1 protein-coding gene is annotated in these 12,258 nt (G+C 63.8%); it reads right to left on the bottom strand.

Features of this window, described 5'->3' with window-relative positions; all coding sequences use genetic code 11:
* Window positions 1-87: 87 nt before the first annotated feature.
* Entirely contained in the window at window positions 88-11,727 is an 11,640-nt protein-coding gene (locus tag CAG00_RS01475; protein ID WP_085663268.1) for a peroxidase family protein, read from the bottom strand.
* Window positions 11,728-12,258 lie beyond the last annotated feature (531 nt).

Raw genomic sequence — 12,258 nt, 5'->3', positions numbered from 1 at the left:
GGGGATCTCCTGTAGGAGCGGCCTTGTGTCGCGACGGGCTGCGCAGCAGCCCGTGCATTTCAAGCCAACAGCTTTTCCTGCGGTTCCTCAAACCGACAGGTTGAAGTCCGCTGCGGTCACCGTGGTTGCATCCGCCACTCCCACCAGGCGGATGGAGTCGGTAGCACCGATGCTGACCAGCGTGTCCGCGCCGTCATCGGCGATGGTAACGTTGGCGGCAAAGGTGGCCGCGGTGATGTTGAAGGCGGTGATATCCAGCAGGTCCTGCCCACCCGCCGCATCGCTGTCGAAGTTGATGATCAGGTCATTGCCGAAGCCTGCGGCGAACTGGAAGACATCATTGCCATCAGTGGCCATCATCGTGTCATCGCCCGCGCCGCCGTTGACCGTGTCGTTGCCAGCCGCACCGTTGAGGAAGTCACTGCCGTTACCACCCGACAGGATGTCGTTGCCATCATCGCCGAACAGCGTGTCGTTGCCTGCCCCACCGTTCAGGATGTCGACACCGAGACCACCATCCAGGCTGTCGTTGCCGTCGCCACCGTTGAGGATGTCGTTACCTGAGCCACCAGTGATGACGTTATCCAGGGCGTTACCGGTACCGGTGAAGTTGGCGGCGCCGAAGTACCTCAGATTCTCCAGGTTGTTGCCCAGCGTCCAGCTGGTCAGCGTCGTGCGCACCAGGTCGGTACCACCGCCGGCCTGTTCCACGATCACATCCCCGGCATTCTCGACCACGTAGCTGTCGTTGCCAGCACCGCCCACCAGTTGGTCGATACCCAAGCTACCGTTGAGGAAATCGTTTCCGGCGCCGCCAATGATGGTATTGGACAAAGCATTGCCCACACCCAGGAAGTTGCCAGTGCCGGTAAAGCTCAGATTCTCGACGTTCGCGCCCAAGGTGTAGCTTGCCAAGCTGGTCTGCACCAGATCCGCTCCCCCTCCTGCCGCCTCGGTAACGGTGTCACCCACGTTGTCGACGACGTATGTGTCGTTGCCGGCACCACCCGTCAGAGTATCTGCGCCAGCCCCACCGTTGAGGACATCGTTGCCCGAGCCGCCAGTGATGACGTTGTTCAGGCCATTACCGGTACCGGTGAAGTTGGCGGCGCCGAAGTACCTCAGATTCTCCAGGTTGTTGCCCAGCGTCCAGCTGGTTAGCGTCGTGCGCACCAGGTCTGTACCGGCTCCTGCTTGTTCCACGATCACGTCCCCGGCATTCTCGACCACGTAGCTGTCGTTGCCAGCGCCGCCTATGTGCAGGTCGGCCCCCAAACTACCGTTGAGGAAATCGTTTCCGGCGCCGCCAATGATGGTATTGGCCAGGGCATTACCCACACCCAGGAAATTGCCAGTGCCGGTATAGCTCAGGTTCTCGACGTTGACGCCCAAGGTGTAGCTTGCCAGTGTGGTCTGCACCAGATCCGAGCCCCCTCCGGCTGCCTCAGTGACGACATCCGCCACGTTGTCGACCACGAAGGTGTCGTTGCCGGTACCGCCAATCATCAGATCTGCGCCGAGCGCACCATTGAGTGTGTCGTTGCCATCACCACCGTTGAGAATGTCATTACCTGAACCACCGGTGATGACGTTGTTCAGGGCATTGCCAGTACCGACGAAGTTGGCGGCACCGAAGTAGGTCAGGTTCTCCAAATTGTTGCCCAGCGTCCAGCTGGTCAGCGTCGTGCGCACCAGGTCGGTACCAGCCCCTGCCTGTTCCACGATCACGTCCCCGATATTCTCGACAACGTAGCTATCGTTGCCGGCACCCCCCACATGCAGGTCGGCACCTAAGCTACCGTTGAGGAAATCGTTTCCGGCGCCGCCAGTGATGATGTTGACCAACGCGTTGCCCACACCAAAGAAGTTGCCAGTACCGATGAAGCTCAGATTTTCGACGTTGGCGTTGCCGGCCAAGCTGTAGCTTGTCAAGCTGGTTTGCACCAGATCCGAGCCCCCGCCTGCCACCTCTGTGATGGTGTCACCCACGTTGTCGACGACAAAGGTGTCGTTACCGGCCCCCCCCGTCATGGCATCCGCACCCAGCCCACCGTTGAGAACGTCGTTGCCGGTACCGCCGTCGAGGGTGTCGTTGCCTTCACCGCCGTCGAGACTGTCGTCGCCATCCCCGCCAAACAACTGATCGAACCCGTTCAGGCCAATGAGCGTGTCGTTGCCGCCCAGACCCAGCAGGACGTCATCACCCGCAGTGCCAGTCAAGGTATCTGCACCCGCTGTACCCGGCAGCACTATACCTGGCACCCCCGGCACTTCCGCCGTCGCTGCAGAAGTCACAGTTTCCTGGGCGCCGAAACCGTCGGTGTAGCGCACCAGCACGCGCAGTTGGAAGTGGGCCTGCGACGGACCTGGGGTGAAGGTAGCGGCAGTCGCACCAACAATGTTAGTGAACGACGTACCAGTTCCTTGCTGCCACTGGAAGCTGAACGCCCCCAGCCCGTCCAGGTCGGCAATACTGCCGGTAAGCGCCGTCAACGTCTGCCCCAGGGCTGGCGTGGTGTCGCTGATCAGCACGGCACCGGTAGGCGCATCGTTGACGTTGGCCACCGGGTCGAGGATGTCGGAGGCGATGCTTTCCTGCACCCCGACGTCATCCACATAGCTGACCACCACCCGCATGTTCTGCCCCACCTGCTCCTGGGTAAGGACAAAGGTGCTGCTGATGGCGCCGGCAATATTGACCCAGCCGAGCCCGCGGTTGGACTGCCACTGGAAGGTGAACTGCGGGTTGCTCAGGCCGTCGGCATCGACGATGGTCGCGGTGTTGGCGGTGAGGGTCTGGTTCTGCACCAGCAGCCCGGTTACGGTCGGCCCGGCGGTCGGCGCGCTGTTCGCCGACGAATCGACGATTTCCAGCGTGCCCTTGGCGTCCTGGTACACCGCCCGTACGCGGATGTTCAGCCCCGCCACATCGTCCGTGACCCGGTAGGTGGCGCCGGTGGCCCGGGAAACTTCGCCGGCAGCGACGAAGGTGATGTCTTCATAGACACCCGAACCTGGCAGGGTCTCGACTTGCCAGTAGTACGCCACAGGGCCGTTGATGGCGCCGCTCGCATTGGTGGCGCTGACATTGTCGGCATCGTGCACCGCCACGTTGCTCACCCGCAGCAACTGGCCGCTGACCGATGTGTCGTTACGCAGGCCGGTGACAGCGTCGAGGATCGCCAGGTGGCCCGTTGGGCCGGCGTTGACCGCAGTGCCCACACCGGAGGCCTGGGCGCTGTCGGAGAACTGCAGGCGCTCGATACCGGTCAGGCGGTCGACACCATCACGCCCGTCCACCAGGTCAGTGACGATCACCGAGTTGCCATCGACCACCACGCTATAGTCGGTGGCTACCCCCGAGAACACCGCCGTGTCGTAGCTGTCGGTGCCGCTCAGGATTTCACGGACGATCACCAGCTGGCCCGGGTTGTAGGTGCCATTGAGCATCAGCGGCACCATCGGCTCCATACTGTCGAAGCTGGCGATTTCCGGGCCGGTGCCGTCGCTGTTGGCGCGCACGCTGATGCGCACGTTCAGCCACTTGTCACCGTCGAGGATGTCGTCGCCGCCACGGCCTTCGATCAGGTCGCTGCCGCTGCCGCCGAGGATGATGTTGCCACCGTCGTAGAACGTTGCCCCGGCAGCCAGCAGGCCGGCCAGGCCGTCGATCAGGCTGATGTTGGTCAGCACGCTGCCGTTGGCGCCGTTGGTAGGCAAGGTGGCAGAGGTTTCGCTGTCACCGCGCAGGAAGTCGCCATGGGCCGAACCCGACAGGCCTTCCATGATGTCGAAGCGCACCAGCGCAGACGCGCCCGAGCCCGGTACCGGCGGCACATCGAAGAAGCGATCGCTGAAGTCGGCAGTCACGCCCTGGGCCAGGCCCTTGAAGGTCGCCCAGTCGTAGCCGGAACCACCGATGTAGCGGTCACCGAAGCCCAGGCTGCCGACCATGATGTCGTCGCCGCCTTCACCGTTGAACTTGTCGTTCTCGTTGCCACCGATGAACACGTCGTTGCCGATGATCGGGTCGTTGCCGAGCGGGTCGAAGTTGTCACCAGGCGCACCGTCCGAGGTGCCCTTCTCGATCCAGTCGTCACCTTCGTTGCCCATGTCCTGCTCGTTGGCCTTGCTGCCGAGGATAAAGTCGTTGCCCTGGCCGCCAATGGCTTCGGAGGCGTCCTCACCGGTGACGATGAAGTCGTTGCCGAAACCGCCGATGATCAGGTTGACGCCATTACCGCCGTGCAACACATCGTTGCCGTCGCCGCCCTGGATGTTGTCGTCACCACCCATGTCGCTGATGATGTCGTCGCCGGCACCACCACGCAGCTGGTCGTTGCCGTCGCCACCCTCAATGCGGTCGTTGCCGCCATCGCCCCAGACCGTATCGTCACCCTCGCTGGACACCAGGATGTCGTCACCCTCGGTGCCGCCCAGCACGATGTGCTCGGCACCGGCATAGCGGATGTAGTTGGTGTCCGGGCCTGCCGTCAGCGGGCTGTCGCGGAACACCACCTGCTCGCCGTTTTCGCCCAGTGGGTCGAGGTTGCCCAGGCCTTCGTTGAACTGCTTGCTCTGGTCCACTTCCAGGTAGAAGCCCGGGTCGGAGAACACCAGGCCCGGCAGGTGGGTGGCCGAGGTGTTGGCCATGATCAGCTTGGCGAACGAGTTGCTTTCCAGCTCGGCGTTCATCGACAGGCCGGCGGTGCGCTCCAGGTAGTAGAAGCGGTCGCCATCCTGCAGTTTCTCCATCTGGTTCTCGAACACGAAGTTGAAGGTGCTGCCGAGCATGCCGCCGAACGGGGTTTTCGCTTCGGCCAGGCCGCCGATCCAAAGGTCGATGGCATCGACCCCGGTCACGGTCACTGCCCTCAGGTCATCGGCGGTACCCAGCACGCCATCCCTGCCAGGCAGCGTGACGTTGGCGTAGGCTCCGGTGCTGTTGAGGAAGTCCAGGCGATCGGTCGGCGCGCCGTCGCCGCCGAACACCAGGGCCATGGCCGCCGCGCGTTTCTCCAGCAACGTGGTGGCCCCGGTGATGGTGCTATGGGTGCCGTAGGCGGCGATGAAGTTGATTAGCGACTCCGGATGCTTCAGGTGCTGCACCAGGTCGACCCAGCTGGTGTAAGGCTTGAGCTGGGTATCGCCGGTTTGCGCGTAGATGTCGCGGCGCACAGCGTTCAGCGAAGGAATACCGACGTCGCGGCCACGGGCGATGTTGATCGCCGGCAGGTCCAGCGGCAGACCGAGCAGGTTGTTGCGCAGCGCCTCGGTGACGAACTCGTCGATCTCGTTACCGGCCTGGCGGGTGACCCCGCGCACGATGGCACTGGTGGCATCCTCGGGGGTGACGCCACTGGCGGCATACGCCAGCGGGTTGAGGAACGCCGCGATCAGGCCCAATTGCTGGTCGGGGTTGGCGCTGGCCGGGTCGCTGATGACGGTGAAGTCGACGTCGAAGCGGTCGACGGTCTCGGTCAGCATCGAGTGGCCGAAGCGGTACACGGTGTGAGCGAACTCGGCCACGATCGACGCATCGAGGTCGACGTCATACACCTGGGTCGGGGCGAAGAACAGGTCGACCCGCGGTTGTACAGTGCGGGCGAACTCCTCGAACACCAGGTGCTGGTACTGCATCTCGGTACCGAACTTGGCGGCCTGGAACAGCCGCTCGCCATTCCACACCAGCGCGTCGATTGCGGCCTGGTCGGCCGGCAGCACGGTTATCGGGTTGAGCAGCCACTCGTTGATGAAGGCCAGGTCACCCGAATCGAGCACGGTGTCCATGGTCTGCGCCACCAGCCGGTTGTGCTCGGAGTGGAAGATCGCATGCACGGCAGTCAGGCCGATGTTCTCGTTGACCCGGCCGTCGCCGGCGATGTAGTGCGCATCGAGCAGTTCGTTGTCGTAGGCCAGGTTGGCGCCAGTCTGCGGGTTCACCGGCACGGCATTGCCCACATCGGTATCGGCATCAGGCACCAGTACGCCGTTGCTGAACACCGGCACGGCATTGTGGGCGATGTCGGCAAGGAACTGGTGACCGGTGCGCACGGCATTGGTCAGGTCGATCGGCGCCAGCGGGTTGCCTTCGACCTGCTGGTCGTCGGCCGTGCCGGCAATGCCGTCTGCCCCTTTCATGATCACCATCGGGAAACCGTTGGGCCCCTTGATGAAGTTGCCGTAGGCATCGGTCGCCAGTAGCGGCACGTTGTCGACGTCTGCGTCGGTCAGGTTGATGCCCAGTACGTCACGGGCTTGGGCCTTGACCACCTTCCAGGTCGCCATGCCACCAATTTCGGTGTCGTCGGCGGTACCGTAGCGGCCGTCGGCGCCCAGGTCCCGGTTGGTGATCAATCGGCCGGTGGCGATAGGCCCGTCGTCGGTCAGCAGATAACCGCGCAGGAACACCTGGTGGGAAGGATGCGAGCTGTAGGTCTGGTTCTGATCCACGAACGGGGTGGTGGTATTGGTGTGCTCGTGGATGTCATCGGCGTTGCCGAGGATGCCATCCGGCCCAGGCAGGTTGGTGGCACGGGTCACCACCATGAAGTTGGCGGAGCCACCTTCCACGAACAGCGGATCATCCGGCTGCAGCGGGATGAAGATGGTGCCCGAGCCCCCCTTGGTAACCAGGTCCAGGCCATGGTCGAAGAACTGCCCGAAGAAGGTCATCCAGGCGTTGAACGGCGCCGACAGGCCAGCATCGGCGGCGGTGTTCTCGAACAGGTACACGTCGTGGTCGTCGGCGGTGCCGAACTGGCCGTCCAGGCCCGGGCTGGCGACGATGCGCACGCCGTCCTTGAGCACGTCGTCGTTGCCCACGGCACCGAAGTTGAGCACGCCGTCCGCACCTGGGTCATACGCGGTGGCATAGGCCGCCGGGTTGTTGGAAGTCTGGTCGACGACCAGGTTGCTGATGGTGCGCGGCTGCGAGTCGAACACCGGGCCGCTGGTCTGCTCGTAAGACGAGCCCGGAATGGCAGGCGAGCCAGGGCCGAAGAAGCCTGCCGGTGCACCTTCGGCCGGGTTGAACACCGGGTCGGTCAAGCGCGGGAAGACGTTGTCGGCGGCACCGAACTGGGTGTTGTTGATGCCGTTGAGGTTCATCAGGTTATTGTTCGAGCCATCCACCGCACGCAAGCCCAGCGGCGCACGGATGTTGGGCAGCAGCGAGAGGATGTCTGCCCCGTTGGCATCTGCCTCGGCGATCTTGATCTGGTCGAGGATGAAGTTGAGGTCGGAACGCACCATGTGCAGCCCGGCACCGCCAGCAGTGGCATCCGCCACCGGCGTGGCTGGCGTCGGAACCACAGGCGCGCCCGGTTGCACCACGGTAGTGGGCTGGGAGAACAGCACTTCGGTGGTGCCATGGGCGTCCTGGTAGATCGCCTTGACCCGCAGCGACAACCCGGCCAGGTCCGGCGACACCTTGAACGTGGTGCCGTCGGCGCTCTGGAACGCCAGGTCGCCGGCCGGCAGCAGGATGATGTCTTCGAACACGCCACTGCCCGGGGTGGCCTCGAACTGCCAGTAGTACGACACCGAACGGTCGGCGAGCGTGCCCAACGGGTTGCTGGCGCTGATGTTGTCGGCATCCAGCACGCCGGCCACGTTTACCGTAAGGACATCGCCCACGGTGATCGCACCGCCGTTGCCATCAGTAATGGCCGGGCTGCCGGTAGGCTGCGCATTCAGCCCCTCCACCAGCACCCGCTGGCTGTCGGCGAACTGCAGGCGCTCGATGTGCAGCAGGGTATCGACGCCATCGCGGCCATCGACGTTGTCGGTCACTGTCCAGACATCATCGGAAGTGTCGAGCGTACCTTTGGTGTTCTGCGTCACCGTGTACTCGCTCTGCACACCCGAGAACACTGCCGTGTCGAACGCCGCGCCTCCCGTCGAGGTGCCGGGCAGGATTTCCCGCACGGCCTTGAGCTGGCCTGGGTTGTAGGTGCGGTCGAGCATGAACGGAATCATGTCGACCATGCTGTCGAAGCTGGCGATCTCAGGGCCGGTGTGGTTGACGTCTCCTGGGGCATACACGGCGATGCGCACGTTGAGCCACTTGTCACCGTCGATCAGGTCATCGCCCCCACGGCCTTCGATCAGGTCGCTGCCGTTGCCGCCGAGCATGATGTTGCCGGTGGCAAAGCCGGTGGTTGGCAACCCGGCATCGGCCAGGAACTGCTGCAGGCCACGGATCAGTGCCACGTTGGTCAGCGCACTGCCGGTGGCACCGCCGTGGTTGAGGATGGTCACGGCATCGACATTATCGCCCTTGAGCACATCGGCGAAGTTCGAGCCGGACACGCCCTCGACCTCGGCAAAGCGGTCGAGGATGGAAGCCGGCGAGGCGCCGACCGGGTTGAAAATACCGGTGTTCTGGTTCGGTGCGTTGCCATGGGGTTGAGCCAGGGCGGCCAGGGTCAGGTCGACGGTGACGCCAACCTGGTCATTCTTGTTGGTAATCCAGTCGAAGCCGGACATGCCGTCCATCTTGTCCTGGGCGTCGCTGCCGACAAAGATGTCGTCACCGCCCTCGCCGATCATCTCGTCAAAGCCACCGCCACCGACGAAGATGTCGTTGCCGACCACTTCGTCACCCAGCAGCGGCGCAAAGTTGTCGCCGGGCGCACCGTCCTGGGTGCCCTTCTCGATCCAGTCGTCACCCTCGTTGCCGGTCGGTGGCAGGTTGGTCTTGGCGCCAAGGATGAAGTCGTCGCCCTGGCCGCCAAAGGTGGTGCTGATGTCCTCGGTGGTGATGATGAAGTCCTGGCCGTTGCCGCCCAGGATCAGGTTACCGCCCACCAGCATGCTGCCGGCGACGATCACGTCGTTGCCGTCGTTGCCTTCCAGGCGGTTGTCGCCAAAGGAGTCGGTGATGATGTCATCACCGGCACCGCCCAGCACCGCATCATTGCCCGCACCGCCTTCCAGGGTGTCGTTGCCGGCGTCGCCGTAGACAGTATCGTCGCCCTCACCGGAGATGATGATGTCGTTGCCGGAAGTGCCGCCCAGCACCACGTGGTCTTCGCCGGTGTAATGCAGGAAGTTGGTGTCGGTGCCCACCGTATCGGGGTTGTCGCGAATCACCAGCGGCACCACTTCGACGCCGTTGATCATGATGCCGCCCGTCGGGTCGGCCCGGCCATCGGCCCCCAGCCCGGTGAACTGGTTGGCCTGGTTCACCTCGAGGGTGAAGGTCGGCGTGAGGAACACGGTGTTGGACAGGTGGGTGACATCGGAGTTGAGCATGATCAGCTTGGCGAAGGAGTTGTTCTCCAGCTCGGTGCCAAAGTTCATGCCCGCGGTGCGCGACAGGTAGTAGAACCGGTCGCCGTTCTGCAGGGCTTCCAGCTGGGTCTCGAAGACGAAGTTGAAACTGGAGCCGAGCATGCCGCCGAAGGGCATTTTCTGCTCGGCCAGGCCGCCGACCCAGAAGTCGATGTCATCGACGCCGGTCACGGTCACTCCGGTGATGTCATCGGCGGTGCCGGGGATGCCGTCCGCGCCGACCAGTGTCACGTTGGCGTAGGCGCCAGTGCCGTTGAGGAAGTCCAGGCGGTCCGCTGGCGCGCCGTCACCGCCAAGCACCAGCGCCACGGCGGCGGCGCGCTTGGCCGCTTCGGTGTCCGCCCCGGTGATGGTGGCGTGGGTACCGTAGGCGGCGATGAAGTTGATCAGCGACGCCGGGTGCTTGAGATGGTCGGCAAAGTCGGCCCAGCTGATGTAAGGCTTGAGCTGGCTGTCGCCGGTCATGGCATAGAAATCGCGCCGCGCCTCGTTGAGGGTGGGGATGCCGGTGTCACGGCCACGGGCAATGTTCAGCGCGGGCAGGTCCAGCGGCAGGCCAAGCAGGTTGTTGCGCAGCGCCTCTGTGACGAACTCGTCGATTTCGTTGCCCAGCTGACGGGTGACGCCACGGATGATCGCGCCGGCCGCTTCGTCGGCGGTAGCGCCACTGCCGGCGAAGGCCAGCGGGTTGAGGAAGGCAGCGATCAGGCCGAGCTGCGGGTCGCCGTTCACCGGGGCGAACGCCGGGTCGAAGCGGTCGACGGTCTCTGTCAGCATCGAGTGACCGAAGCGGTAAACCACATGGGCGAACTCGGCGAGGATGGCCGGGTCGATCGAGGTGTCGTAGCCGTTGGGGGCCAGGAACTCGTCGATCTGCGGCTGGATGGTACGGGCGAACTCTTCGAACACCAGGTGCTGGTACTGCATCTCGGTGCCGAACTTGGCCGCCTGGAACAGCCGCTCGCCGTCCCATACCAGCGCAGCGATTTCGGCGGGCGTGGTGGGGATGGCAGCGACATCATCGATCAGCCACTGGTTGAGGAACGCCACGTCGCCGGAAGCCAGCAGGGTGTCCTTGGTCTGCTGCACCAGGCGGTTGTGCTCGGAGTGGAACACATGGTGCACGGCAGTCAGGCCGATGTTCTCGTTCACCCGGCCGTCGCCGGCGATGTAGTGGGCGTCGAGCAGTTCGTTGTCGTAGGTCAGGTTGTTGCCACCCGGCCCCACCGGCTGTGCGTTGCCGACGGCAGTATCGGCGTCGGCCTGCAGCACACCGTTCACGATCACCGGCGCGGCGTTGTGGGCGATGTCGTCGAGGAAGCCATGCCCGGTGCTCACGGCATTGGCCAGGCTGATCGGCGCGTCGCGGTTGCCTTCGACCAGCGTGGTGACGTCGTCGGCGGTGCCGGCGATGTTGTCGGCGCCATTGCTAACGCGCATCACCACCTGCGGCATGCCGTTGGGCCCGCGCACGAAGTTGCCGTAGGGGTCGGTGGCCAGCAGCGGCACGCTGTGCACGTCGGCGTCGGTCAGATTGATGCCGAGCAGGTCGCGGGCCTGGGCCTTGACCACCGCCCAGGTGGCCATGCCACCGCTTTCGCCGTTGCCATCGTCGGCGGTGCCGAAGCGGCCATCGGCGCCCAGGTCACGGTTGGTGATGAGCCGCCCGGTGGCTACCGGGTCGCCTGCGGCATTGAGCGTGTATTCACGCAGGAACACCTGGTGCGAGGGGTGCGAGCTGTAGGTCTGGCTCTGGTCGACGAACGGCGAGGTGGTGTTGGTCTGTCCATCGTCGGCGGTACCCACAACACCATCGGCGCCTGCGGTACGCACAGCCCGTGGCAGCACCATGAAGTTGGTCGGGCTGCCTTCGACGAACAGCGGGTCGTCCGGCTGCAGCGGGATGAACACGAAGTCGGTGCTGCTCTTGGTGACCAGGTCCAGACCGTGGTCGAAGAACTGGCCGAAGAAGGTCATCCAGGCGTTGAAGCCGGCGGTCAGGCCGACGTCGGGCGACACGTTGGGGATGAAGAACACTTCGGTGTCGTCAGCGGTGCCGAACACCCCGTCGATGCCGGGGCTGATCACCGGAGCGGCACCACCATTGGCCTCGACCGCGGCCGGGTTGTTCGCCGTCTGGTCGACGATCAGGTTGCTGATGGTGCGTGGTTGCGAATCGGTGACCGTGCCGGTGCCGGCATAGTCGCCGCTGAAGGAGGGGCTGAGCAGGCGCAGGAACGAGTTGTCGGCGGCACCGAACTCGCTCTGCCCGGTTACCAGGTTGTTGTAGCTGCCGTCCACGGTGCGCAGGCCGAACGGTACCTGGCTGTTGGGCAGCAGGTCGGTCAGGCTCGCGCCATCGGCGTGGGCTTCGGCGATGAAAATCTGTTGAAGGATGAACTCCAGGTCCGACTTGCTGAAATCTGCCATTTCAATTGCCCTCGATCTGTCCGGAGATGACACAGGGCAACAGGGTCCTTCCCGCGCCCAGTCAGTGTTGACGTGCGCAGATACTGGTTCGGTGGTCCAGGTTCAGTGGGCACAACACTCTTGTGCTGGCCCCCACTGGCCTCATCATTCGCAAGCCGGCACCCACCATCCGGGGAGCCTTGTTAAGCATGCGATACAGCTGTAACGCACATGCATCGACCCCAGCTCGCACAGGGCCCGAATACATCAGACTAAAGTCGCAGGCGAAAAGGTTGTCAATATCCCGTCGAAAAAATCATCGTCCGATGATAATGCGATGCAAATAGCTGTTTTTTTGGCACTTATGAAAAGTTCAAAGACTTCATAGAGCGAAACGATATTACCGGCTATGTCGCTGCAACCTACGCTCCAGCATGTGGGAGCAGCGCAGCGTTTTGGAGCATCCGCCATTAGAGCGATCCGCCTGCGAGCCAACCAGAAGCCACGATTACCGCTGCACGGGGCGCCGCAAGGGCTTCCCGATTTGTGATA

The sequence above is a fragment of the Pseudomonas sp. B5(2017) genome, assembly GCF_002112825.1.
Classification (GTDB): domain Bacteria; phylum Pseudomonadota; class Gammaproteobacteria; order Pseudomonadales; family Pseudomonadaceae; genus Aquipseudomonas; species Aquipseudomonas putida_Z.
This window is presented reverse-complemented; position numbering and strand designations above follow the sequence as displayed.